The organism is Streptomyces sp. NPDC053493 (assembly GCF_044544825.1).
Lineage (GTDB): Bacteria > Actinomycetota > Actinomycetes > Streptomycetales > Streptomycetaceae > Streptomyces.
This window is the reverse complement of the sequence record NZ_JBITXS010000019.1, coordinates 1-23,836: the sequence shown is the minus strand read 5'-3', so window position 1 is coordinate 23,836 and position 23,836 is coordinate 1. Positions and strand designations below refer to the sequence as shown.

Here is a 23,836-nt window from a genome sequence, read left to right as displayed (position 1 = left end):
CGCCCGGTGAGCGTCTTCCGCGGCAGCGGGCCCGCCCGCGCCGGCCAGTACGCCGCCCTCCTCGCGTATCTGCTCTTCCTCGCCTTCCCGTTCCTCTGGCTGGTCTCCACCGCCTTCAAACCGGCCACGGAACTCGGCTCCCTGCACCCCACCTGGATCCCGCGGGACCCCACCCTCGACAACTTCCGGCAGGCCTTCGACGAGCAGCCGCTGCTGCGGGCCGCCGCCAACAGCCTGGTCGCCGCGCTCGCCGCCGCCGTCGTCGCGGTCGCCGTCGCCACGCCCATGGCCTACGTCCTCGCCCGGCACCGCTCCCGGCTCACCGCCGCCGCCACCGGCTGGGTCGTGGTCAGCCAGGCCTTCCCGTTCGTCCTCCTGATCATTCCGCTCTTCCTGGTCCTCAAGAACCTCCACCTCGTCAACAGCCTCCCGGGCCTGGTCCTCGTCTACGTGGTGTGGTCACTGCCCTTCGCGCTGTGGATGCTCACCGGCTACGTCCGGGCCGTCCCGGCCGAGCTGGAGGAGGCCGCGGCCGTCGACGGCGCCGGCCGGCTGCGCACCCTGGTCTCCGTCACCGCCCCGCTGCTCGCGCCCGGCCTCGTCGCCACCGCCCTCTTCGCCTTCGTCACCGCCTGGAACGAGTTCTTCTTCGCGCTCGTGCTCCTCAAGACACCGGAGAAGCAGACCCTGCCCGTGGTCCTCACCCACTTCCTCGGCGCGGAGGGCGCCGCCGACCTCGGCCCGCTCGCCGCCGCCGCCTTCCTCGCCACCCTGCCGTCCCTCGTCGTCTTCGCCCTCATCCAGCGGCGGATCACCGACGGCATGCTGACCGGGGCGGTGAAGTCATGAGGCCGCGCCGGTCCGCTCTCCCACGGCTGCTCGCCGCGGCCGCCGCGCTCGCGCTGCTGCTCACCGGCTGCGCCACCGACGGCTCGCGCGCCGAGGACCACGGCGTCGTACGGCTCCGCTTCCAGTCCCTGGCCTGGCAGCAGGAGTCCGTCGACGCCAACAGGGAGCTGGTGCGGGAGTGGAACGCCGCCCATCCCGGCATCCAGGTCGAGTACGTCCAGGGCAGCTGGGACTCCGTCCACGACCAGCTGCTCACCTCCTTCGAGGGCGGCGAGGCGCCCGACCTCATCCACGACGCCTCCGACGACCTCGCCGACTTCGCCTACGGCGGCTATCTGGCCGACCTGCGCACCCTGCTGCCCGGGCGGCTGCGTGACGACATCCCCGCGCACAGCTGGCAGGCCACCACCTTCGGCGACGGGATCTACGGTGTGCCGTTCCTCCAGGAACCGCGCATGATCATGGCCAACCGGACGGTCCTGACCGAAGCCGGTGTCCGGATCCCGACCGCCGAACGGCCCTGGAGCTGGGAGGAGTTCCGCAGTGTCGCGCGCGAGCTGACGGCCCGGATGGGCGAGGGCCGCCACGCCGTCGCCTGGCCGCTCAAGGAGCCCGTCTCCGTCACGCTCAATCTGGGCCTGTCGGCCGGCGGCCGGCTCTTCCACCGCGGGCCCGACGGCAAGGTGACCGTCCGCTTCGACGACGGCGACCAGGTCGTGCCCGGCACGATCCGGGCCATGGTCGACACCGACCGCACCGCCTCCCGCGCCACGCTCGGCAGCGGCGGATCCGACACCCTGCCCGGCTTCTTCGGCGGGAAGTACGCGATGGTGCCGCTGGGCTTCTCGTACCGGCAGCAGATCGTCCAGCAGGCGCCGAAGGGCTTCGACTGGATCGTGCTGCCCGCTCCCGCCGGGGCCGGCGGGCTCGCGCAGGGCGTGAGCCCGCAGACCCTGTCCATCGCCGCGGACAGTCCGCACAAGGCGGAGGCCGCCCGCTTCCTCGACTTCTTCCTCCAGCCGCGCAACCTGGTGCGGCTCGCGCGCGGCGACTGGATGCTGCCCACCTCGACGGCGGCGCTCGCCGATCCGGCCCTGCACACGCCGGAGTTCGGCTGGGCGACGGGCGCGGCGGTGGCGCGGCGGCTGCGGCCGGCGCCGGCGCAGTCGGTGCGCGGCTATCCGGAGTGGAAGGACAAGGTCGCCACCCCGGCCTTCCAGGAGTACTACAGCGGCGCCATCGGCACCGACGAGCTGAGACGGCGGCTGGTGGCGGACGGCAACCGGGTGCTGGCCCGGTATCAGCGTGTCTGAAAACGATTAGACGAGACGTTTCGTCTCGATCTACAAGGTCGCCGCGACCGGCGCCACGCCCGTCGTCTACCGGTCCGTCCTGCCGACCGGCGACGACCCCGACGCCTGGGGCACCGAACTCGTCGACAGCCTCCAGTCGTTCCTGGACGACGCCGTCCAGGCCCTGCCGCAGCTCGCCGCCGCCTTCGACGGCGACCGGCCCGACCTGGTGCTGCACGACATCACCTCGTACCCGGCCCGCGTCCTCGCTCACACCTGGAACGTCCCCGCCGTCTCGCTGTGGCCGAATCTGGTGCCCTGGGAGGGTTACGAGGAAGAGGTCGCCGAGCCGATGTACGCGGAGCTCAAGGCCTCGACGCGCGGCAAGGCGTACTACGCGCGCTTCGAGGCGTGGCTCGCCGAGCACGGCATCGCCACCCACCCGGACTCCTTCGTCGGCCGCCCGCGCCGCGGCCTCGTCCTCATCCCCAGGGCGCTCCAGCCGCACGCCGACCGGGTGGACGCGTCCGTCTTCACCTTCGTCGGCGCCTGCCGGCCGCCGCACGCGGAAGCGGAGGAGTGGCGGCGGCCCGAGACGGCCGACAAGCTGCTCCTGGTCTCGCTCGGCTCCGCCTACACCAAGCAGCCCGACTTCTACCGGGCCTGCGTCGAGGCCTTCGGCGGTCTGGAGGGCTGGCACGTCGTCCTGCAGATCGGCGCCTTCGTCGACCCGGCCGAACTCGGCGAGGTGCCCGGCAACATCGAGGTACACCCGTGGGTGCCGCAGCAGGCGATCCTCGAGGAGGCCGACGCCTTCGTCACCCACGCGGGCGCGGGCGGCAGCCAGGAGGGGCTGGCCACGGCCACACCGATGGTCGCCGTGCCGCAGGCCGTCGACCAGTTCGGCAACGCCGACATGCTCCGGTCGCTCGGCGTCGCCCGCCACCTGCCGATGGCGGAGGTCACGCCCGAGCGGCTGCGCGAGTCGGTCCTCGCGCTGGTGGCCGATCCCGAAGTGGCCCGTCGGGGACGGGAGATCCGGGAGGCGATGGCGCGCGAGGGCGGGACGCCGCGGGCGGCCGACCTCATCGAGGCGGAACTCCCGACTGTCCGAGCGGTGGGGCGAGTTGAGGGGACTCGCCCCATTTCTCTTTAAGAAACCTTGTTGAAAAAGTCACAGGTCTGTGAAGGCCTTGATTTGCACTCGTCAATCGGTCAGGGTTTCGAGCGAGCCACCGGAGTTTTTCCTTCCTGTGGCCCAACCCCCCACAAAACCTGACGAGGAGACCCCTCTTCATGGCAATACACAAGCGTGACCGCAAGCGCACCCGGATCGTCGTCGTCGCGACCGCGATCGCGGCGGCGGCCGGAGTCACCGTCCTCACCGGCCCGTTCGCCGGCGCGGCCCCCACGCCCGCCGAAGGAACGGTCTACGGCCTCGGCGTCGAGGGCGCCGTGGCGGGCAGCTACGTGGTGCTGCTCGACGAGAAGACCGACCAGGCCGGCAAGAGCCATCTGGCGAAGGAGTACGGCGGCACCCTGCGCCGCAGCTACGACTCCACCGTCAACGGATTCTCCGTCAACAACCTGACCGAGACCGAGGCCAAGCGCCTCGCCGCCGACCCGGCCGTCGCCAAGGTCGTCCAGAACCGGAAGTTCTCCATCAAGGAGACCCAGGAGAACCCGCCGTCCTGGGGCCTGGACCGGGTCGACCAGACCGACACCGCCGGCGACCAGAAGTACACCTACCCCGACGCCGCGGGCGAGGGCGTCACCGCGTACGTCATCGACACCGGCGTCCGCATCAGCCACAAGGACTTCGGCGGCCGCGCCGTCAACGGCTTCGACGCCGTCGACAACGACGACACCGCCCAGGACGGCAACGGCCACGGCACGCACGTGGCCGGCACCATCGCCGGATCCACCTACGGCATCGCCAAGAAGGCGAAGATCGTCGCCGTCCGCGTCCTCGACGACTCCGGCTCCGGCACCACCGAGCAGGTCGTCGCCGGCATCGACTGGGTCACCAAGAACCACCAGGGCCCGTCCGTCGCCAACATGAGCCTCGGCGGCGGCGCCGACCCGGCGCTCGACGACGCGGTCAAGAAGGCCATCGCCTCCGGCGTCACCTTCGCCGTCGCCGCCGGCAACGAGTCCTCCGACGCCGGCCAGGGCTCCCCGTCCCGCGTGCCGGAGGCGATCACCGTCGCCTCCTCCACCAAGGACGACCAGCAGTCCGACTTCTCCAACTTCGGCGCGGTCGTGGACCTCTACGCGCCGGGCTCGGAGATCACCTCGGCCTGGAACGACAGCGACACCGGCACCAAGACCATCTCCGGCACGTCCATGGCCACCCCGCACGTCGTCGGCGCCGCCGCCGTCTACCTCGCGGGCCACAAGGACGCCACCCCGGAGCAGGTCGCCCAGGCGCTGGTCGCCGGCGCCACGCCCGACAAGATCGGCAACGCCTCGCCCGGCACCGCCAACAAGCTCCTGAAGATCGTCGAGTAGCGACGGCCGTCACGGAGCACCCGTAGAACCGGCGACCGCCGTGCCCTCCCCCACGGGGCGCGGCGGTCGCTCTACGGTGTGCGCATGACGACGACCTATGCCCTGCTGCTGCGCGGGATCAACGTCGGAGGCCACCGCAAGGTCCCGATGGCGCAGCTCCGTTCCGTCCTCGAAGAGCTCGGGCACCGGGACGTGCGGACCTATCTGCAGAGCGGGAACGCCGTCTTCACCACCGATGCCGCGGCCGCCGACGAGGAGCTCGCGACCGCGATCGAGGCGGCGATCGAGGAGCACTTCGGCTTCCGCGTCGACTGCCTCGTCCGCGCCCACGACTACCTCGCCGCCGTGGCCGAGAACTGCCCGTTCCCCGCCGCCGAACTGGAGGGCCGGCAGCTCCACGCCTTCTACCTCTCCCGGCCGGTCGACGACTCGCGCTTCGCCGGGATCGACCGCGAGGCCTTCCTGCCCGAGGCGTTCGCCCTCGGTGACCGCGTCCTCTACCTCTACGCCCCGGACGGCCTCGGCCGCTCCAAGCTCGGCGAGGCGCTCTCCCGGCCCGCCCTCTACAAGGACGTCTTCGCCACCGGCCGCAACTGGAACACCGTGCTGAAGCTCGTGGAGATGACCGGGCCTGCGCACTGAACCGGGCGGCGGCGGAGCGGAAGTGGCCCAGTCCGGCACAGCGCGATTGGCCCGCTCCCACGGGCCATGCCCTGGCTAGGGTTTCGGCCATGACGACCACCGTGGACTTCTACTTCGATCCCGCCTGCCCCTTCGCCTGGATCACCTCCCGCTGGATGCTCGAGGTCGAGCGGCACCGCGACCTCGACCTCCGCTTCCGGCTCATGAGCCTCTACCTCCACAACGAGGGCAACGAACTGCCCGACTGGTACCGCACCCTCGTCGACGCCTCCCTCGGCCCGGTCCGGGTCGGCGCCGCCGCGGCCGACAGATACGGCGAGAAGATCCTGCGCCCGCTCTACACCGCGTACGGCACCCGCATCCACGAGCACAAGAACAAGGACTTCGACGCCGTGACCGCCGAGTCCCTCGACGCGCTCGGCCTGGACCCGGCCCTCGCCGCCGCGGCCCACGACCCGGCCCACGACGAGGCCGTCCGCCGCAGCCACGACGCCGGCAAGGACCCCGACGCCGGCGCGTACGTGGGCACGCCCACGCTCCACGTCGACGGCACCGCCTGGTTCGGCCCGGTCCTGAGGGCCATCCCGCGCGGCGAGGCGGCGGCCGAACTCTTCGACAGCTTCCGGGTCCTGGCCGCCCACCCCGACCTCTTCGAGCTCAAGCGCACCCGCACCGGCGGCCTCGACTTCGCCTAGGGCTCGTACGAGCCCACGAGCCCACGGGCCGGCTAGCCCGCGAGCCCACGGGCTAGCGTGCCGCTTCCCACTGCTCGTGCGCGGCGCGGACGCCGCGCCACAGCTCCGCCCGGGCGGCGGCGTCGACGTCGCCCAGGTCGAGGTGGAACACGTCGGCCAGGACGTCGTACCAGTCGCCGGCCGTGTCCACGGTCCGCTCCGCCGTGCCCTCGGCGTCGATCCGGCGCAGCACACAGCCGCGCAGCATGTCGACACCCTTGGCGTCCCGCAGCTGGGCCTGGAGGACCCGGACGAAACCGGACTCCGGCGAGGTGGACAGGAACGTGTGCTTCGCGGCGAAGGAGGACAGCTCCACGGGCTCCGGCGCGAAGACCATCGCCGTGAACGCGCCGCGCGGGTCATGGGCGAACCGCCAGCCGCCGGGCACCACCGCCGACGGCGCCATGCCGTAGGTGAACGGACCCTGCACGTAGGTGCCTTCCCGCAGCGGCAGCGGCTCGTACATCCCGCCGGCCAGCCCGGTGTCGACCAGCCACCGCTCGCCGTCGATGCCCACGGTGAGCGCGAGATGGTCGCCGCCCGGGCCGGCCGGGTCCTCGACCTCGTCCTGCACGCCTGCCCGGTGCAGCGTGACGTCGTAGCCGAGGGCGTCGAGGAGCGCGCCGAACGCCCCGTTGAGCTGGAAGCAGTAGCCGCCGCGCCCGCGCAGGATCCGCGCCACCGACTCCTCGGCGCCGATGCCCGACGGCCGTCCCAGCTGGTTGTCGAGGGTCTCGTAGGCGACCCGTTCCACCTGCGCCCGGTGCAGCGCCCACAGCGCCTCGGCACTCGGCTCCGCCGGCCGCTCCACGCCCAGCACGGCCAGATACCCGTCGACGTCGATCATGATCCCCCTCAGCGTCCGAAAGGCGATCAGCATAGACGCCCGCCACCGGCCGGCCGCGCCGCCGGCTGTCGCGAAACTTCAAGACCCCCGCGCCCGACCCGGCCTAGCCTCGGCCGCATGAACGAGATCCACGCCCACCTCACCACCTGCGCCGCCGAAGCCGCCCGCGTCACCCGCGGAGTCACGCGTGACCGGCTCGCCGGACCGTCCGGCTGCCCCGACTGGACCGTACGCGAACTCGCCAATCACCTCGTCCTCTACACCGCGCACGGGCTCGAACACCGCGCGCTGCGCACCGAACTGCCCGAGGAGACCGTCCGGCGCGACTTCACCGCCGACGCCGACTGGCCCGAGCAGTACGCGGCCCGGCTCGACCGGGCGCTCGCCGCGTGGCGGAAGCCCGAGGCGTGGGAGGGCGAGGTGGACATCGGCGGCAGCGGGGTGCCCGCGACCGAGATCGCGGCGATGCTCCTCGCCGAACTGGCCCTGCACGGCTGGGACCTGGCCCGCAGCACCGGCCAGGAGTTCACGGTGCCCGCGGCCACCGGCGCCCGTCTGCTCGACGTGGTCGAGCGCTACGCCGAGATGTACCGGCAGTACGAGGGATTCGCCGAGCCGCTCGCCGCCGCCGAGGACGCCGACGCCTTCACCCGGGCCCTGGCCCTGAGCGGCCGCAAGGCCTAGGCCGGCTCCGGCCTAGCCGGCGGCGAGACCTAGCCGGCGGCGACCGCCACCCGCTCCGGAAGGCGCGCCGAGTCCTCGTAGCGTTCCAGGAGCAGCCGGGCCAGTTCGGGGGAGGGGCCGAGGACGTCGGCGAGGAGGTCGGCGTCCGCCGCGCCGGCCGCGATGCGGTCCGGCAGGCGGCCCGGCGCGATCACGTACGGGGCCACGGCCACGCGCCGGACGCCCGGCTCGGCGCGCAGCGCCCGTACCGCTTCCTCGGTGCCGGGGAAGCCCCCGGCCGTCACAGCGGAGGCGAACGCAGGCCGCACGGAGCACCAACCGGTGCGCCGCAGCTCCCGCGCCGTTTCTGCGATCACTGCGATCGCCTCCGGGTCCGTGGAGCCCGCCGAGGCCAGGACGACCCCGGTCGCGCTCTTGTCGCCGGGCGTGAGCCCGGCCTCGTACAGCCGCCGTTCCACCGCCGCGAGCAGCAGCGGCGAGGGGCCGAGGACCTCCGCCTGCCGCACCCGCAGCGAGGCCGGAGCCTGCCGCAGTACGGCGGGGATGTCGGCCTTCGCGTGGAAGGCGCGGGTCAGCAGCAGCGGCAGCGCCACCACCTCCCGCACGCCCTCGGCGGCGAGCCGGTCGAGCACGCCCGTCACCGACGGCAGGTTGAAGTCCAGGAACGCCGTCTCCACGCGCAGCCCCGGCCGCAGCGCACCGGCCCGGGCCACCAGGGCCTGGACGGTGGCCGCGTGCCGCGGGTCGCGGCTGCCGTGGGCGACGACGAGGAGGACGGGTGCGTTCATGGTCAGGCCTTCACCAGCAGGCCGCGGCGCCGCAGCACGGCGCGCTCGAGCGGGCTGAAGATCAGCAGGTCGATGGCGACACCGACCAGCAGGATCAGGATGATCGCCAGGAAGATCCCCGGCATGTCGAAGTTGTTGCGGCCGTTCTCCAGGAGCTGGCCGAGACCGAGCCCCAGATCGGGCGAGGACGCGATGATCTCCGCCGCCATCAGCGACCGCCACGAGAACGCCCAGCCCTGCTTCAGGCCCGCGAGGTAGCCCGGCAGCGCGGCCGGCATCACGATGTGCCAGGCGCCCCTGAGCCCGGTCGCGCCGAGCGTCCGCCCGGCCCGCAGGAACAGCGGCGGGACCTGGTCCACGCCGGCCACCAGGCCGTTGGCGATGGACGGCACCGCGCCGAGCAGGATCACCGCGTACATCATGCTGTCGTTGAGGCCCAGCCACAGCACCGCGGGCGCCACCCAGGCGACCGACGGCAGCGACTGCAGACCGGACAGGATCGGGCCGATCGCCGTCCGGACCACGCCCACCCGGGCGACGACCAGACCGAGCGGCGTACCGATGGCGAGCGCGAGCAGGAAGCCGAGCAGCGCCCGCGACACGCTGGTCCACAGCACCTCGAGGAGCGTGCCCTCCAGCCACATCGCGGACAGGCTGTCCCACACGGCGCCGGGCGAGGGCAGCTTGCCCTCCTCGGCGACCTTCGCGGTCACCAGCAGCTGCCACACCACCAGGACGAGCGCGATCGCGAGGACCGGCGGCAGGACCTTCTTGACGAGGACCTCGCGCACCGGCGCCCGGCGGACCTGCACGCTGTCCAGGGCGTCGAGTCCGGCCTCCAGACCCGCGAGGTCGTCGGCCTTGACGGCCTCGACCGTCGTCGTATCAGTGCTGTCCATGGCGGCGGATCTCCCCACGCAGTTCTTCGGTGATCTCGACGGACAGCTCCGCCACGGCGGCGTCCTCGATGCGGCGCGGCTGCGGGATGTCGATGGTCCACTCCCGGGCGATCCGGCCGGGCCGGGACGAGAGCAGCACGACACGCTCGGCCAGCCGCACGGCCTCGCGCACGTTGTGGGTGACGAACAGGACCGAGAGCCGGGTCTCGCGCCAGATCCGGGTCAGCTCGTCGTGCAGCACGTCCCGGGTGATGGCGTCGAGCGCCGCGAACGGCTCGTCCATCAGCAGCAGATCGCTGTCCTGGGCGAGCGCCCGGGCCAGCGCCACCCGCTGGCGCATGCCGCCGGACAGCTCGTGCACCCGCTTGCCGTACGAGCCGGCGAGCCGGACGAGTTCGAGCAGCCGCTCGGCCTCCGGGCGGCGCTCCGCCTTCGGCACGCCGCGCAGCTTGAGGGCGAGTTCGATGTTCTTGCCCGCGGTCAGCCACGGGAAGAGGGCGTGCTCCTGGAACATCAGGGCCGGCCTGCCGCCCGGGGTGTCGATGGACCCCGCGGACGGCCGGTCGAGCCCGGCGACCAGGTTGAGCAGGGTGGACTTGCCGCAGCCCGAGGCGCCCAGGAGGGTGACGAACTCGCCCGGGGCGACATCGAGCGAGATGTCGTCGAGGACGAGCTGGCCGCCGGCCGGACCGCCGAAGGACTTCGAGACGTGCTCGATGCGCGCGGCGTGACCGACCGCGCCGATGCGGTCCTCGGCCTTGGCGAGCGTCGTGGTCGTGGCCATGGTCGTCACCTCCTGGGAGACCTGAACTCGGGCTGGGGGTCGATTACTTCACGCCGAGACCGGCGTCGGAGACCTCGGGCTTGCCCGCGGCCTTCAGGACCTTGTTGAGCGGCTTCAGGTCGTAGATGCCGACCAGGTCGGGCTCCTTGAGGAGACCGGCCTTGACCGCGTGGTCGGCCTGCGCCTGCAGCGTGGCGGCCAGCGGGTCGTCGGTGAACTGGATGGACGGCCAGGCGCCGTCGATCACCTTGTCACCGAGCGCCTTGCCGGACAGCTCCTTCAGCTTGGCGTTGGCCGAGGCCTTCGCCTTGTCCGAGTTCGTCTTGATCCACTCGTTGGTCTTCACCGAGCCGCGCAGGACCGCCTCGACCACGTCGGGGTGGGCGCTGAGGAACTTCTGCGACACGATGATGTTGGTGATGACGAACTGCTTGCCCGGCCACAGCTCGGACTCGTCGAGCAGCACCTTCGCGCCCTGGCTCACGAGCTTGGACGCGGTCGGCTCCGGCACCCAGGCGCCGTCGATGGAGCCCGACTTGTAGGCGTCCGGGGTGATCTTGTTGTCCGTGCGGACCACGGAGACGTCGCCCTTGCCGCTCTGGGCGTCGACCTTCCAGCCCTTCTCGGAGACCCAGTTGAGGAAGGCCACGTCCTGGGTGTTGCCGAGCTGCGGGGTGGCGATCCTCTTGCCCTTGACGTCGTCGAGGGTCTTGATCTTCTCCGGGTTGACCACCAGCTTCACGCCGCCGGCGGCCGAACCGCCGATGATGCGCAGGTTGGTGCCCTTGGACTTGGTGTAGCCGTTGATGGACGGCGAGGGGCCGATGAAGCCGATGTCGATCGAGCCGGCGTTCAGGGCCTCGATCTCGGACGGGCCGGCGTTGAAGGTCGAGACCTTCAGCTGGGTGCCGCCGAGCTCCTTCTGGAAGATGCCCTCCTGGTCACCGACCAGGGCGGTGGCGTGCGTCAGATTGGGGAAGTACCCGAGCCGTACGGTGTCGGCGGAGAGCTTCTCGCCCTCGGCGGCCACCTTCTTCTCGTCGTTCTTGGCCTGGGAGCCGTAGCCGCAGGAGGCCAGAACCCCGACGAGGACGGGCAGGGCGGCGGCGGCGACCAGGCCGCGGCGCAGGGTGGTACGGGTGGTGGCAGACACGGGAAGTGTTCCCCTCGATTCAGCGTCTTCGAAGTCTTCGTTGATGTCGTCGCCCGGGAGCGACAGGGTGGAGCGGCACAGCGCCGCCGCAGCGGCGCGCGGAGGTCAGCACGCACATCGTGCGACACCTCCCCGGCCCGCACCGAGGGCGCCGGAGCCCACCCGGCCGCCTTCCTTGGCGAAGGTGCCGTAGACGTCCTGGTCCATCTAGAAGTCCCACCCTTCCTCGTCGTCGACGGCCGGCGCGGCCTTGGCCGAGGCGAAGGACTCGCCCGCCATGCCGGCCGCCAGCGTGGTGCCGTCCGCCGGGTCGATCAGCAGGAACGAACCGGTACGGCGGGAGTCGGCGTACGCGTCGAGCGCGAGCGGCTCGGCGGTGCGCACCTTGACCCGGCCGATGTCGTTGGCGACGAGCTGCCCGGGGTTCGGGTGCTGGGAGAGGTCGTCGAGCGTGAGCCGCGACGGGATCTCCTTGACGATCGCCTTGACCGTGCGGGTGGTGTGCTTGAGCAGCACCCGCTGGCCGACCGCGAGCGGCTGGTCCGCCACGTGGCAGACGGTCGCCTCGATGTCCTGCGTGGTCGCCGGGGCGTCGGAGCTCGGGGCGAGCAGGTCGCCGCGCGAGATGTCGATGTCGTCGGCGAGCCGGAGCGTGACCGACTGCGGGGCCCAGGCGATGTCCACGGACTCGCCGAGCGCGTCGATCCCGGTGATCGTGGACGTCTTGCCGGACGGCAGGACGGTGACCTCCTCGCCGACCCGGAACGCGCCGGCCGCGATCTGGCCCGCGTAGCCGCGGTAGTCCGGGTGCTCGGCGGTCTGCGGCCGGATCACGTACTGCACCGGGAAGCGCGCGTGGCAGGCCGTCAGGTCGTGGCTGACCGGGACGGTCTCCAGGTGCTCCAGGACCGTCGGGCCGCCGTACCAGTCCATGTGGGAGGACGGCTCCACGACGTTGTCGCCGGCGAGCGCCGAGATCGGGATCGCGGTGATCTCCGGGACGCCCAGCTCGCTCGCGTACGTCGTGAACTCCTCGGCGATCGCGGCGAAGACGGACTCCTGGTAGTCCACCAGGTCCATCTTGTTCACCGCGAGCACCACGTGCGGCACCCGCAGCAGCGCGGCGACGGCGGCGTGCCGGCGGGTCTGCTCGACGACGCCGTTGCGGGCGTCGACCAGGACCACGGCCAGCTCGGCCGTCGAGGCGCCGGTCACCATGTTCCGGGTGTACTGCACGTGCCCGGGCGTGTCGGCGAGGATGAACCGGCGGCGCGGGGTCGCGAAGTAGCGGTACGCCACGTCGATCGTGATGCCCTGCTCCCGCTCGGCCCGCAGGCCGTCGGTCAGCAGCGCCAGGTCGGGCGCCTCCTGGCCGCGCGAACGCGAGGCGTGCTCCACGGCCTCCAGCTGGTCGGCGAGCACCGACTTGGAGTCGTGCAGCAGCCGGCCCACCAGGGTGGACTTGCCGTCGTCGACGGAGCCGGCGGTGGCGAAGCGCAGCAGGGTGGTCGCCGCCAGCTCGGCGGGCGGCTGCTGCTCGGTGGACGTGCTCATTAGAAGTACCCCTCGCGCTTGCGGTCTTCCATCGCGGCCTCGGACAGCTTGTCGTCCGCCCGGGTGGCGCCCCGCTCGGTGAGCCGGGACGCGGCGATCTCGGCGATCACGGCATCCAGCGTGGTGGCGTCGGAGTCCACCGCGCCGGTGCAGGACATGTCACCGACGGTGCGGTAGCGGATGAGCCGCGTCTCGACGTCCTCGGTGTCCTTCGGGCCGCCCCACTCGCCGGCGGTCAGCCACATGCCGTTGCGCTGGAAGACCTCGCGCTCGTGCGCGAAGTAGATCTCCGGAAGCGCGATCTTCTCCCGCTGGATGTACTGCCAGACGTCCAGCTCGGTCCAGTTGGACAGCGGGAACACCCGGACGTGCTCGCCGGGGGCGTGCCGGCCGTTGTACAGCTGCCACAGCTCGGGGCGCTGCCGGCGCGGGTCCCACTGCGAGAACTCGTCGCGGAGGCTGAACACCCGCTCCTTGGCGCGGGCCTTCTCCTCGTCGCGGCGGCCGCCGCCGAAGACGGCGTCGAAGCGGTGCTGCTGGATCGCCTCGGTCAGCGGGACGGTCTGCAGCGGGTTGCGGGTGCCGTCCGGGCGCTCGCGCAGCTTGCCGGCGTCGATGTACTCCTGGACGGAGGCGACGTGCAGGCGCAGGCCGTGCTCGGCGACCACGCGGTCGCGGTACTCGATGACCTCGGGGAAGTTGTGCCCGGTGTCGACGTGCAGCAGCGTGAAGGGCACCGGCGCGGGCGCGAAGGCCTTCAGCGCCAGGTGCAGCATGACGATCGAGTCCTTGCCGCCGGAGAAGAGGATCACCGGCCGCTCGAACTCGCCCGCCACCTCACGGAAGATGTGGACGGCCTCGGACTCCAGGGAGTCGAGGTGCGACAGCGCGAACGGGCTGTCGGTCGACTCGTGGACGTGGGCGACAGTGGTCACAGCAGACCCCTCTCGGTGAGCAGCGCGTACAGCTGCGCCGCGGACTCCTGCACGGTCTGGGTGTGGGACTCGATCCGCAGATCGGGGTTCCGGGGCTCGTCGTACGGGTCGTCGACGCCGGTCAGCCCGCTGATCTCGCCGGCCGCCTGCTTGGCGTACAGCCCCTTCACGTCGCGGACCGAGCACACCTCGACGGGCGTGGCCACGTGCACCTCGACGTAGGGCGTGCCCTCCGTCTCGTGGCGCTTGCGGACCGCCTCGCGGCTGTCCTCGTACGGCGCGATGACCGGGACCAGGACCTGCACGCCGTGGGAGGCGAGCAGCTCGGCGACGAAGCCGATCCGCTGCACGTTGGTGTGCCGGTCCTCGCGGCTGAAGCCGAGGCCCGCGGAGAGGAACTCGCGGATCTCGTCGCCGTCGAGCACCTCGACGCGCCGGCCCTCCGCGCGCAGCCGGCCGGCGAGCTCGTACGCGATCGTGGTCTTGCCGGCGCTGGGCAGGCCGGTGAGCCAGACGGTGGCTCCGGTCACGTCGTTCTCCTGGGAGGTCTGAGAGGTCTGAGGGGTGGTGGTCATCAGCCGTGCAGCCCGCATTCGGTCTTGGCCCGGCCGGCCCAGCGGCCGGCCCGCGCGTCCTCGCCGTCCGCGACGCGCAGGGTGCACGGAGCGCAGCCGACGGAGGCGTAACCGTCCATGAGCAGCGGGTTGGTGAGCACGCCGTGCTCCAGCACGTAGGCGTCCACGTCGTCCTGGGTCCAGCGGGCGATGGGCGAGATCTTCACCTTCTGGCGCTTCTCGTCCCAGCCGACCACCGGGGTGTTCGCCCGGGTCGGGGACTCGTCGCGGCGCAGTCCGGTGGCCCAGGCGCGGTAGCGGGTCAGGCCCTCGTCCAGCGGCTTGACCTTGCGCAGCGCGCAGCACAGGTCGGGGTTGCGCTCGTGCAGCCTCGGACCGTACTCGGCGTCCTGCTCCTCGACCGTCTGGCGCGGGGTCAGGGTGATGACGTTGACGTCCATGACGGCCTCGACGGCGTCGCGGGTGCCGATGGTCTCGGGGAAGTGGTAGCCGGTGTCGAGGAAGACGACGTCCACGCCGGGCATGGCGCGCGCGGCGAGGTGGGCGACGACCGCGTCCTCCATGGAGGAGGTGACGCAGAACTCCTTGCCGAAGGTCGCCGCCGCCCACTGGAGGATCTCCAGCGCGGAGGCGTCCTCCAGCTCGCGGCCGGCCTGTTCGGCGAGTGCCTTCAGGTCGGCCGCGGTCGCGTCCTTCGCGTCCTGAGTGACCGTCATATCTCTTCCCGTCCAGTGGAGTCGCTCGAAGTGCCAGGGGCCAGGAGCCCCAGGAACTTCAGCTGGAAGGCTCGGCTGCACGCCCTGCATTCCCAGGCGCCGTGACCCTGCTCGCCGGGGCGGAGGTCCTCGTCCCCGCAGTAGGGGCAGTGGAACGGCGCGGCCCGCTCGCTCATGACAGGGCCTCCTCCGACGCGCGCGCCGCCCAGGTGGCGAAGCGCTCGCCGTCCTCGCGCTCCGCCTGGAAGCGCTTGAGGAGACGCTCGACGTAGTCGGGCAGCTCGGCCGAGGTGACCTTCAGGCCGCGGACCTTGCGGCCGAAGCCGGCCTCGAGGCCGAGCGCGCCGCCGAGGTGGACCTGGTAGCCCTCGACCCGGTTGCCGTCGTCGTCCAGGACCAGCTGGCCCTTGAGACCGATGTCCGCGACCTGGATGCGGGCGCAGGCGTTCGGGCAGCCGTTGATGTTGATGGTGATCGGCTCGTCGAACTCCGGGATGCGGCGCTCCAGTTCGTCGATGAGCGAGGAGCCGCGGCCCTTGGTCTCGACGATGGCCAGCTTGCAGAACTCGATGCCGGTGCAGGCCATCGTGCCGCGCCGGAACGGCGAGGGCGTGACCCGCAGGTCCAGGGACTCCAGGGCGGAGACGATCGACTCGACCCGCTCCTCCTCGACGTCCAGGACGATCATCTTCTGCTCGGCGGTGGTGCGCAGCCGGCCCGAGCCGTGCTCCTCGGCGATCTCGGCGATCTTCGTCAGGGTGGCGCCGTCGACGCGGCCGACGCGCGGGGCGAAGCCGACGTAGTAGCGGCCGTCCTTCTGCTTGTGGACGCCCACGTGGTCGCGCCAGCGGCCGGCGGGCTCCGCCGGGGCGGGGCCGTCGGTGAGCTTGCGCTTGAGGTACTCGTCCTCCAGGACCTGGCGGAACTTCTCCGGGCCCCAGTCGGCGACGAGGAACTTCAGGCGGGCGCGGTTGCGCAGCCGGCGGTAGCCGTAGTCGCGGAAGATCGAGATGACGCCCTCGTAGACGTCCGGCACCTCGTCCAGGGACACCCAGGTGCCGAGGCGGACGCCCAGCTTGGGGTTGGTGGACAGACCGCCGCCGACCCAGACGTCGAAGCCGGGACCGTGCTCCGGGTGCTCCACGCCGACGAAGGCGATGTCGTTGATCTCGTGCGCCACGTCGAGCAGCGGCGAACCGGAGATGGCGGACTTGAACTTGCGGGGCAGGTTGGAGAAGTCCTTGTTGCCGACGATCCGCCGGTAGATCTCCTCGATGGCGGGCGTGCCGTCGATGATCTCGTCCTCGGCGATGCCGGCGACCGGCGAGCCGAGGATGACACGCGGGGTGTCACCGCAGGCCTCGGTGGTCGACAGGCCGACCGCCTCCAGGCGGTTCCAGATTTCCGGGACGTCCTCGATGCGGATCCAGTGGTACTGGACGTTCTGACGGTCGGTGATGTCGGCGGTGCCGCGCGCGAACTCCTGGGAGATCTCGCCGATCACCCGCAGCTGTTCGGTCGTCAGCCGGCCGCCGTCGATGCGGACCCGGAGCATGAAGTACTCGGCGTCCAGCTCCTCCGGCTCCAGGACACCGGTCTTGGTGCCGTCCAGGCCCTCGCGGCGCTGGGTGTAGAGACCCCACCAGCGCATGCGTCCGCGCAGGTCGTTGGGGTCGATGGAGTCGAAGCCGCGCTTGGAGTAGATCGTCTCAATACGTGTCCGCACATTGAGACCGTCGTCGTCCTTCTTGAACTGCTCATTGCCGTTCAGCGGGGTGAAGTGACCCGCGGCCCACTGACCCTCGCCACGGTGACGCCCGGCCTTGCGGCGGGCGGCGACGGGAGTGGGGTTTTCCGGGGTGGCGGCCATGGCGATGTGTCCTTCGGGACGGCGAGAGGGCGGCTCTGACCTGCACACTCGCGCTCGGATCGGAGAGTGGCGCGGCAGTGCGCAGTGAACGGGTGTTACGAAGAGGGTCCGGCGGTGCTGAGTCGATCAGCGCGTCGAACACATGGCGCTGGACATGCGGCCGAGGTCGACGTGCCGCCGACTCACCAAGGCAATTCCAGTTCCAGACATGACGGAAGCGTGTCACGGGACTTTGGAACCAGTCCAGCTTCGTCCAGGATGTGGACATGGCTGTCTCGCTTTACGAGACAGTGTGGCATGGGTCACGCGAAAGGGGCCCAGCTCAGGGCCCCTTCGTCGAGGTGGTGCCGTACGCGCCGGGCGGGCCCGGCCGCGAGCGCCCGGCGGGCGAGGGGCGGGCGCCGGGCGGGCGAGGGGTGGGCGCCGGGCGGGCGTCAGGCGTACGCGCCCGGCCACGGACCCGGGTTGTCGGCCTCCTCGGCCTCCTCCACCTTCGTGTCGAACAGCCGGAAGCCACGGCGCTCGTAGTTCGCCATCGCGTGCTCGCCGTCCAGCGAGCAGGTGTGCAGCCACACCCGCTTGGTCGGCTCCCGGTCCGGCCAGCGCTCCGCCAGGTCCCAGGCGCGCTCCACGCCGTACGACAGCAGGTGCCCGCCGATGCCCCGGCCCCGGAAGGCGGGGATCAGGCCGAAGTAGACGATCTCCACCACACCGTCCGGCTGCGCGTCCAGCTCCACGTACCCGGCCGGCGTCCCCTTCTCGTACGCCACCCAGATCTCGGCCCCGGGCCGCTCCACGATCTCCTGCCACTGCGCGTACGTCAGCGACAGCCGGTCGGTCCAGCGGATGTCGCCGCCGACCGCCGTGTAGAGGAAGCGGCTGAACTCCGCCGACGGCACCCCGGCGCGCTCGATCCGCAGGTCCCGGCCCTCGGGTGCGGGGACCGGGCGGAGGTCGTCCGGCGAGGTCTGTTCCAGGGACCAGGTGGTGAGAGTGATGCTCATGGGCTTATCGCATCATGCGGAGCGTCGAATTCCCAGGCCGGGTCCACGGAGTGATCCGATGGATGAACCCGCTGTCCGCATTGCGGACGATCTCCGCGTGACGGCGCCCAGGGCATTACCTCGCACGTAATCGACCCGTCGTCCCGCCCGACGCCACAGTGATCACACCGGACGGCGAGCACCGCCGCCGGTGCCGGACAGACGGTGCGGGACATGAGGAGGACGGTATGGGTACGGGTCGACGCGGACTGGTGGGCATCGCGGTGGCGGCGGCGGTCGTCGCGGGAGCGGCGATCGCGGGACCGGCCGCCGAGGCGCGGCCCGGCGGCGACGCGGCCGCCGCGCAGGGCGCCTGCCCGGCCGCACGGGCCGAGGTCGACCGCCTCGAAGGCCGGATCACGCCGAACGCCTGCGCCTTCATGGAGCGGCAGATCGCCTTCGGCGCGATCCCGACCGGGACCCCGCCCGTCCCCGGCGACCTCACCCACCCGCGGGTCAGCGCCTACCTCGACATCTTCGACCCCGACGCCACCCTCTGGGAGGCCGGCTCCGAGCCCCAGCGCGGCCGCGCGGTGATCGGCGGCTCCATCGCCACCTCGCTGCGGCTCGCTCCCAGCCTCACCTACCGGGGCACGAACGTCGTCGCCGACGGCAGCACCGTGATGTTCGGCCAGTGGAACGAGGTCACGCTCCGCGGTCGCACCGTCGCCTACCCGCAGATCGCCCGCAACGTCCTCGGCGACGACGGCCGCACCCTCCAGGCCCGCCGCTACTACGACCGCGCCGTCCTCTTCCAGGACACCCTGCCCGACGACGCGCCCGCGCCGCTCTTCGCCGGCGTCGCCGACAGCGGCAGGCCCGAGCGCGGCGCGGCCGAGCACGGCGCGCCCGTCCGCTTCCACGTGGGCGAGATCCCGGGCCGCCTCGCCGCCTGGAACGCGGGAGACACCGACGCCCTCCTGGACCGGTTCGCGGGCGCCCGGCTCATGGGCCCCGGCCTCGACGCCCCGCTCACCACCGACGCCGGCAAGCGCGCCTACCTCGACCGCCTCTTCGCCACCGGCCGGCTCCAGCTCAAGGCGGGCCAGGTCGCCGTCGGCACCACGACCACGTACGTCGAGTGGCACGGCACCGTCTCCGGCGACCAGGGCACCGACATCCCCTTCGGGATCGTGGAGCGCTTCGGCCCGGACGGCGAGTGGGAGCTGTACTTCGACACCCTCCCGCTCGTCGCCGACCAGAAGCGGATCCGGTCCCTCTTCATGAAGCTGGCGTCCTAGTCCTCGGCGCCCTGGGCGTCCCGGGCGTCCTGGGCGCCCGGGCGGGGCGGGCGGGGCCGGGCGCTCGTCGTGCCGTCAGGCCGTCGTGCCGGTGCGGGCCGCGCGGATCGCCGGGGCCGTCGACTGCGGCAGCAGGTCCGCCGGGTGGGCCGGCCGGAGCAGCTCGACCTCCACCTCCTCGCTGAAGCGGTACGGACGGTGGGCCAGCACGCTCGCCAGATTGCGCCGCACCCGCGACATCTCGGCCCGCACGGTCACCGTCCGGGTCCGGTCGCCGAACACGTCCTCGGCCAGCTCGGCCGCCGTCCGGCCCTCCCGGTGCAGGGCCAGCAGATAGAGCAGCTCCGCATGGCGCGGGCTCAGCTCCTGCGACCAGCTGCCCGCCGCGCCCGACACGGCGACCGTCCAGCGGCGCGGCCGGCTCAGATCGAGCACCACCCGGCTCGCCGCGGCCGCGCCCGGCCCGCCGGGCCCGCTGTCCTCCTCGACCCGCAGCAGCCAGCCGCCCGGCAGCGGCTCCACCGCGCACGTCCCGAGCGACGGCAGCCACACCCGGCCGGTCCGGAAGGACTTCGGCAGCGTGATCCGGTCCACCGGCGCCATGCCCGTCACCGCCGCCGTCCAGCCGTGCGGGTCCACCGCGACGGCCCGGCCGCCGACCCGGCACAGGATCGGCGCCGCCACCGACCGCAGCCGCTCGATCGACCGCAGATGGCGCTGGCGCATCTCCGCCTCGGCGAGCTGCGCCACCGAGCTGACGAGCGCCAGCGTCGCCGGATGGAAGGAGGACGCCGGACCGCTGACGTCCACGATCCCGAGCAGCCGCTGGTCGCGCGGGTCGTGGACGGGAGCGGCGGCGCAGGTCCAGTTGTGCAGCGTGTGGACGTAGTGCTCCGCCGAGTGGACCTGCACCGCCTTGCCCATGGCGAGCGCCGTGCCCACCGCGTTCGTGCCGGTGGTCTGCTCGCTCCAGGCCGCGCCCTCCTCCAGACAGATCCCGTTGGCCTGCCGCAGCACCGAGAGATTGCCCTCCCGCCACAGCACCCGGCCCTGCTCGTCCGTCACCACCATGATCTGCATGGACGCGTCGGCGATCCCCGACAGACCGGCGCTGAGCGTGCGCATGACCTCGCCGAGCACCGTCGCCCGGCGCCGCTCCTCCAGCTCGTCACGCTGCAGCAGCACGCTGCTGGTGCTCTGGTCCGGATTCAGGCCGAGCCGGAACATCCGCTGCCAGGAGGCGTCGATCACCGGGCGGGGCGCCACCGGCGGGGTCCGGCCAGCCAGGGTCTCCTCCCGCACCCGGTGCAGCAGCCGGGTCGCCTTGCCCGCGTCCATCGCGGCCAGCCGGATCAGGTCGAGCTGCGTGTTGTTCATCGGTCCCTCCCGGCCACCAGCGGTGCGGATTCGCTGTATCGGTTCTGCGCCGCGGTGGTCCTGACGCCCATCGTGCCGCTCCCCGGCGCCACGCGCGGGGCGCTTCGGGTAATCCTGCAACCCCTTGCAACTCTGGCAACCCCCGCCCCCGTCCACGACGCTTGGACCGAAGCGGAGGGTGGTGCCGTGTCGGCGCAGCACCACCCTCGGCTTTTCCGCGCGTGCCGACCCCCTCCAGGGCGCCGCACGGCCCCGGGTCCACCCCTGGCACGCGCGGCACCACGCTCCAACCTCACCCGTCCGACGGGCCTGCCGAACTCCCGTTCACGCTCCCGTCCACGCTCCCGTTCACGCCTCCGGGCGGGCCCGCTCCACGACCGCCGCCAGGTCCAGCGTGTGCGGCAGCGTGCCGAACGCCGCTCCCCAGTCGCCGCCGAGCCGCGAGGCGGCGAACGCGTCCGCCACCGCCGGCGGCGCCCAGCGCACCAGCAGCGCGCCCTGGAGGACCCGCGCCATCCGCTCCACCAGCCGCCTCGCCCGCGCCTCGATGCCGTCCAGGTCCGCCAGCTCGGCCAGCATCTCCCGGATCGCCCGGTCGAGCCGGTGGTCCGCGCCGCGCGCCCGCCCGACCTCCACCAGGAACGCGTTCAGCGCCTCCGGCTCCCGCCGCAACGCCCGCAGCACGTCCAGGGCCTGCACGTTCCCGGCGCCCTCCCACACCGAGTTCAGCGGCGACTCACGCAGCAGCCGCGGCAGCCCCGACTCCTCCACGTACCCGTTGCCGCCCAGGCACTCCAGCGCCTCCGCCACCACCGGCGTGCACCGCTTCGTCACCCAGTACTTCGCCACCGGCACCGCGATCCGCAGCAGCGCCCGTTCCTCCTCCGAGCCGGCCTCGGCCGCGTCGTACGCCGCCGCGAGCCGCAGCCCGAGGGCCGTCGCCGCCTCCGACTCCAGCGCCAGATCAGCCAGCACGTTGCGCATCAGCGGCTTGTCGACGAGCGGCCCGCCGAACGCGCTGCGGTACGAGGCGTGGTGCACGGCCTGCGCCACCGCCTGCCGCATCAGCGCCGCCGACCCGAGCACGCAGTCCAGCCGGGTCGCCGCCACCATCCCGATGATCGTGCGCACCCCGCGGCCCTCCTCGCCGACCCGGCGCGCCCACGTCGACCCGTCGAACTCCACCTCCGCGGAGGCGTTCGAGCGGTTGCCCAGCTTGTCCTTCAGCCGCTGGATGGCGAACGCGTTGCGCGACCCGTCCGGCAGCACCCGCGGCACCAGGAAGCACGTCAGGCCGTCCTCTCCCGCGGACCCGGACCCGGACCCGGACGCGGACCCGGATGCGGACCCGGCTGCCGACGTGGACCCGCCCGCCGACGCCGACGCGGACCGGGCCGTCCGGGCCAGGACCAGGAAGCCGTCCGACATCGGCGCCGAACAGAACCACTTGTGCCCCGTCAGCACGTAGGCGCCGTCCTCGGCCAGCGGCTCGGCCCTGGTCGCGTTCGCCCGTACGTCACTGCCGCCCTGCTTCTCCGTCATGCCCATCCCGAGCAGCACGCCCGCCTTCTCCAGCGGCGGCCGCAGGTCCTGCTCGTACACCCGCGAGGCCAGCAACGGCTCCCAGGCCGCCGCCAGCTCCGGATCCGCCCGCAGCGCCGGTACCGCCGCGTGCGTCATCGACAGCGGACAGCCGTGTCCCGCCTCAACCTGCGAGGCCAGCAGGAAGAGCGCCGCCCGCTTCACATGACCACCCGGACGGCCCCACGCGTCCGTCAGCCCTGCGCCGACCGCGCGGCCGAGCAGCCGGTGCCAGGACGGATGGAACTCCACCTCGTCGATCCGGTTCCCGTACCGGTCGTGGGTCCGCAGCCGTGGCGGGAACTCGTTCGCGAGCCGCCCCCACTCCTGCGCCTGGGACGAGCCCGTGGACACTCCGAAGCCCGCGAGCTCCTTGGCCGCCTCCTCGTACACCTCCGGTGGCAGGTGCCGTTCCACGGCCTCCGCCAGGGCTCGGTCGGACGAGAACATGTCGTATCCCACCAGGGGCGGAGCCTGGTTGGTCACGGTGTGGGTGCCGGTCGCCATGCCGATACGGTAAGGAGGTGCAGGCAGCAAACGAAACACCCGAACGACGCGAGCGTCGGCCCTGGAGCCGGCTCCACCGCGCCCGCGTGCTCTACCGCAACGTCTCCAAGCGGAAGATGGTCTGGCTGCTGCTCAAGGACACGGTCAACTCGTGCATCGAGTACCGCATCCTCGGCCTCGCCGCCGAAGCCGCGTTCTTCACCCTGCTGTCGCTGCCACCGCTGCTGCTCGGCCTGATCGCCCTCCTCGGCTACGCCGACGCGTGGACCAACACCAACACGGTCGCCAGCATCGAGGAGAACATCCTCCACGCCGCCCGGACCGTCCTGTCCGACCGCGGCGTCAACGAGATCGCCCGCCCGCTCCTGGAGGACGTCACCCAGGCCCGGCGGCCCGACCTGATCTCCCTCGGCTTCGCCATCGCCCTGTGGTCCGGCTCCCGCGCCGTGAACGTCTTCATCGACACCATCACCGTCATGTACGGCCTCGACGGCCACCGCGGCATCGTCAAGACCCGGCTCCTCGCCTTCCTGCTCTACATCGTCGCCCTGCTCATCGGCGCCGTCGTCCTGCCGCTCGCCGTCGTCGGCCCGGACCGCCTCGTCCAGCTCGTGCCGTGGGGCACCGAGGTCGTCTCCGTCCTCTACTGGCCCACGGTCATCCTGCTGTCCATCGCCTTCCTGACGACGCTCTACCACGTGTCCGTGCCGGTCCGCTCGCCCTGGATCGAGGACATCCCCGGCGCCCTCGTCGCCCTCGCGATGTGGGTCCTCGGCAGCTTCCTGCTGCGGATCTACCTGACCAGCCAGGTCGAGGGCCCCACCATCTACGGCTCCCTCGCCGCACCCATCGCCGTCCTCCTGTGGATCGGCATCTCCGCCTTCGCCGTCCTCGTCGGCGCCGCCGTCAACGCGGCCATCGACCGCGTCTGGCCGTCCGTCGCCACCGCCGCCGCCCGCGAGGCCAACGAACGCGCCCGCGCCGCCCAGGCCGCCGACCTGGTCGCCCGGCTGCGCGCCGAGGAGGACGACGTCGACGAGGACGACCCCGACATGCCGTCGGAGTTCCCGGAGCGGTGGTCGAAGTTCCTGCCGCCGGACGACGTGAAGTCCCGGCTGCACAGCGGCTGGGAGAAGGAGTAGCGGAGCGGCGGACACGACCTAGGTGTATTGATCACGAGCGTTGTTGACAGTCGCGGGTCTTGATCATGGCGAAGACCTCCGGTGTGGTGGAGGTGTCTAGGCTTCACCGCAC

The 23,836-nt window shown here is 72.1% G+C and carries 23 protein-coding genes and 1 pseudogene; 9 read left to right on the top strand and 15 right to left on the bottom strand.

Annotation, left to right across the window (positions count from 1 at the left end):
- Positions 1–6 precede the first annotated feature (6 nt).
- From ACIGO8_RS32375 to ACIGO8_RS32350, 6 genes and pseudogenes are all read left to right on the top strand, one after another.
- The gene (locus ACIGO8_RS32375; RefSeq protein ID WP_399738111.1) at positions 7–849 is read left to right on the top strand and encodes a carbohydrate ABC transporter permease; all 843 of its coding nucleotides are present in this window, start codon (positions 7–9) and stop codon (positions 847–849) included.
- Positions 846–2,162 carry an ABC transporter substrate-binding protein gene (locus ACIGO8_RS32370; RefSeq protein ID WP_399738109.1) on the top strand — a complete coding sequence of 439 codons (1,317 nt, stop codon included), beginning with the start codon at positions 846–848 and terminating at the stop codon, positions 2,160–2,162. Before ACIGO8_RS32375 ends, ACIGO8_RS32370 begins: the two co-directional genes overlap by 4 nt.
- A gap of 34 nt (positions 2,163–2,196) precedes the next feature.
- A pseudogene (locus tag ACIGO8_RS32365) lies at positions 2,197–3,297 on the top strand (macrolide family glycosyltransferase); the annotation flags it as partial.
- 140 nt (positions 3,298–3,437) lie between these two features.
- Positions 3,438–4,652 carry a S8 family serine peptidase gene (locus ACIGO8_RS32360; RefSeq protein ID WP_399738107.1) on the top strand — a complete coding sequence of 405 codons (1,215 nt, stop codon included), beginning with the start codon at positions 3,438–3,440 and terminating at the stop codon, positions 4,650–4,652.
- Positions 4,653–4,736: 84 nt separating this feature from the next.
- Positions 4,737–5,294: a DUF1697 domain-containing protein gene (locus tag ACIGO8_RS32355; protein WP_399738105.1), complete on the top strand. Its 558-nt coding sequence runs from the start codon at positions 4,737–4,739 to the stop codon at positions 5,292–5,294.
- A gap of 89 nt (positions 5,295–5,383) precedes the next feature.
- Positions 5,384–5,989, top strand: coding sequence for a DsbA family protein (locus ACIGO8_RS32350; protein WP_399738103.1), 606 nt, complete (start codon positions 5,384–5,386; stop codon positions 5,987–5,989).
- Positions 5,990–6,041: 52 nt separating this feature from the next.
- Here ACIGO8_RS32350 and ACIGO8_RS32345 read toward each other — a convergent pair whose 3' ends face one another.
- A complete protein-coding gene (locus ACIGO8_RS32345; RefSeq protein ID WP_399738101.1) occupies positions 6,042–6,875 on the bottom strand; it encodes an arylamine N-acetyltransferase in 834 nt (277 codons plus the stop codon).
- Between the two features lie 117 nt (positions 6,876–6,992).
- Here ACIGO8_RS32345 and ACIGO8_RS32340 point away from each other — a divergent pair, with 117 nt between their 5' ends.
- Entirely contained in the window at positions 6,993–7,559 is a 567-nt protein-coding gene (locus tag ACIGO8_RS32340; protein ID WP_399738099.1) for a TIGR03086 family metal-binding protein, read from the top strand.
- 29 nt (positions 7,560–7,588) lie between these two features.
- On the opposite strand, the gene ACIGO8_RS32335 is transcribed toward ACIGO8_RS32340, so the two are convergent.
- The 12 genes from ACIGO8_RS32335 to ACIGO8_RS32280 all read right to left on the bottom strand — a co-directional run bounded on the left by ACIGO8_RS32335 (position 7,589) and on the right by ACIGO8_RS32280 (position 17,837).
- The gene (locus tag ACIGO8_RS32335; RefSeq protein WP_399738096.1) at positions 7,589–8,347 is read right to left on the bottom strand and encodes a sirohydrochlorin chelatase; all 759 of its coding nucleotides are present in this window, start codon (positions 8,345–8,347) and stop codon (positions 7,589–7,591) included.
- A 2-nt stretch (positions 8,348–8,349) separates the two neighbouring features.
- Entirely contained in the window at positions 8,350–9,246 is an 897-nt protein-coding gene (locus ACIGO8_RS32330; protein WP_399738094.1) for an ABC transporter permease, read from the bottom strand.
- A complete protein-coding gene (locus ACIGO8_RS32325) occupies positions 9,233–10,030 on the bottom strand; it encodes an ABC transporter ATP-binding protein (protein WP_399738092.1) in 798 nt (265 codons plus the stop codon). The genes ACIGO8_RS32330 and ACIGO8_RS32325 overlap by 14 nt, the downstream gene beginning before the upstream one ends.
- 43 nt (positions 10,031–10,073) lie before the next feature.
- Positions 10,074–11,183 carry an aliphatic sulfonate ABC transporter substrate-binding protein gene (locus ACIGO8_RS32320; protein WP_399738090.1) on the bottom strand — a complete coding sequence of 370 codons (1,110 nt, stop codon included), beginning with the start codon at positions 11,181–11,183 and terminating at the stop codon, positions 10,074–10,076.
- Positions 11,184–11,390: 207 nt separating this feature from the next.
- On the bottom strand, positions 11,391–12,737 hold the full coding sequence (locus ACIGO8_RS32315; RefSeq protein ID WP_399738088.1) for a sulfate adenylyltransferase subunit 1: 1,347 nt from the start codon (positions 12,735–12,737) through the stop codon (positions 11,391–11,393).
- Positions 12,737–13,672 carry a sulfate adenylyltransferase subunit CysD gene (gene cysD, locus ACIGO8_RS32310; protein WP_399738086.1) on the bottom strand — a complete coding sequence of 312 codons (936 nt, stop codon included), beginning with the start codon at positions 13,670–13,672 and terminating at the stop codon, positions 12,737–12,739. The genes ACIGO8_RS32315 and cysD overlap by 1 nt, the downstream gene beginning before the upstream one ends.
- Complete coding sequence (gene cysC / locus ACIGO8_RS32305) at positions 13,669–14,247, bottom strand: adenylyl-sulfate kinase (protein ID WP_399738084.1); 579 nt, start codon at positions 14,245–14,247, stop codon at positions 13,669–13,671. The genes cysD and cysC overlap by 4 nt, the downstream gene beginning before the upstream one ends.
- Positions 14,247–14,963, bottom strand: coding sequence for a phosphoadenylyl-sulfate reductase (locus ACIGO8_RS32300; protein ID WP_399738082.1), 717 nt, complete (start codon positions 14,961–14,963; stop codon positions 14,247–14,249). Before ACIGO8_RS32300 ends, cysC begins: the two co-directional genes overlap by 1 nt.
- A complete protein-coding gene (locus tag ACIGO8_RS32295) occupies positions 14,960–15,139 on the bottom strand; it encodes a hypothetical protein (protein WP_399738080.1) in 180 nt (59 codons plus the stop codon). The genes ACIGO8_RS32300 and ACIGO8_RS32295 overlap by 4 nt, the downstream gene beginning before the upstream one ends.
- Positions 15,136–16,833 carry a nitrite/sulfite reductase gene (locus ACIGO8_RS32290; protein ID WP_399738078.1) on the bottom strand — a complete coding sequence of 566 codons (1,698 nt, stop codon included), beginning with the start codon at positions 16,831–16,833 and terminating at the stop codon, positions 15,136–15,138. The genes ACIGO8_RS32295 and ACIGO8_RS32290 overlap by 4 nt, the downstream gene beginning before the upstream one ends.
- A 126-nt stretch (positions 16,834–16,959) precedes the next feature.
- Positions 16,960–17,043 (bottom strand): putative leader peptide, encoded by an 84-nt coding sequence (locus ACIGO8_RS32285; protein WP_392090209.1) that lies wholly within the window; start codon positions 17,041–17,043, stop codon positions 16,960–16,962.
- Positions 17,044–17,267: 224 nt separating this feature from the next.
- Entirely contained in the window at positions 17,268–17,837 is a 570-nt protein-coding gene (locus ACIGO8_RS32280; protein WP_399738076.1) for a GNAT family N-acetyltransferase, read from the bottom strand.
- A gap of 227 nt (positions 17,838–18,064) precedes the next feature.
- Here ACIGO8_RS32280 and ACIGO8_RS32275 point away from each other — a divergent pair, with 227 nt between their 5' ends.
- Positions 18,065–19,117, top strand: coding sequence for a hypothetical protein (locus ACIGO8_RS32275; protein WP_399738074.1), 1,053 nt, complete (start codon positions 18,065–18,067; stop codon positions 19,115–19,117).
- A 75-nt stretch (positions 19,118–19,192) separates the two neighbouring features.
- Here ACIGO8_RS32275 and ACIGO8_RS32270 read toward each other — a convergent pair whose 3' ends face one another.
- Positions 19,193–20,494 (bottom strand): GAF domain-containing protein, encoded by a 1,302-nt coding sequence (locus ACIGO8_RS32270; RefSeq protein ID WP_399738072.1) that lies wholly within the window; start codon positions 20,492–20,494, stop codon positions 19,193–19,195.
- 348 nt (positions 20,495–20,842) lie between these two features.
- On the bottom strand, positions 20,843–22,582 hold the full coding sequence (locus ACIGO8_RS32265; protein WP_399738070.1) for an acyl-CoA dehydrogenase family protein: 1,740 nt from the start codon (positions 22,580–22,582) through the stop codon (positions 20,843–20,845).
- Between the two features lie 17 nt (positions 22,583–22,599).
- Here ACIGO8_RS32265 and ACIGO8_RS32260 point away from each other — a divergent pair, with 17 nt between their 5' ends.
- Positions 22,600–23,724, top strand: coding sequence for a YihY/virulence factor BrkB family protein (locus ACIGO8_RS32260; protein WP_399738068.1), 1,125 nt, complete (start codon positions 22,600–22,602; stop codon positions 23,722–23,724).
- Positions 23,725–23,836 lie beyond the last annotated feature (112 nt).